Source organism: Oleiphilus sp. HI0066 (assembly GCF_001635725.1).
On the sequence record NZ_LWFH01000039.1, the window covers coordinates 1 to 767 of the forward strand.

Annotated in this window: 1 pseudogene; it reads right to left on the reverse strand. The window is 47.2% G+C overall.

The annotated features are described in order from the left end of the window. Positions 1-706, reverse strand: a pseudogene (locus A3738_RS00935) (YfcC family protein); the annotation flags it as partial. Positions 707-767 lie beyond the last annotated feature (61 nt).

The following is a 767-nucleotide window of genomic DNA, read 5'->3' on the forward strand; positions in this document are numbered from 1 at the left end:
CCATGCCTTCAGATGCATATAAAATAGTGCCTGTCAGATTACCCGAGTCCATGATGACGACGATACCGCGCGCTAACCCGATAACCAATGCAACACCTAGTAACTCACGTGCACCTTCTACAAATGTGTTACTAAACTCTTCTTCACCCATTCTAGCGACAATCGCTACAAGAATAGAGGAGGCTAAGAATAGTGCCGACATCTCAGCCATCCACCAACCTAGTACAGATACTCCGTAAACTAGCAGGGCGAATGTTCCCGAAAAAATAAGCAAAATAATATTTTGAGTACCAGTCAAGTTATCGCTGATGCTGCTGTCAGTAGTCAGAAAATGTTTTTTGTTGCTCTCAGCCATTTCAGCGACGAGTGATTTTGACGGATCATTTTTGACCATTTTGGCGTAACGCATGACATACAAGATGCCAATCACTAAGCCTGCAACCAGAATAAATAGTCGATAGCTCAGGCCTTCAGTAAATGGAATGCCTGCAGCTTGTGATGCAATAACTGTTGCGAATGGGTTGATGGTCGACCCTAGCGTACCGATACCCGCGCCGAGCATAATGATCGCAACCGCAGTCACAGAGTCATAGCCCGCGGCGATGATGACCGGGATTATCAGGGCATAGAAGGCGAGCGTCTCCTCGGCCATGCCATAGATAGTGCCGCCTGCAGCGAAGAGTATCATTAGGATAGGAATTAGCATGATCTCCTTACCCTTCAGGCTAGTCGTAACTTTGGCTATGCCTGTATCTATCGCGCCGGTC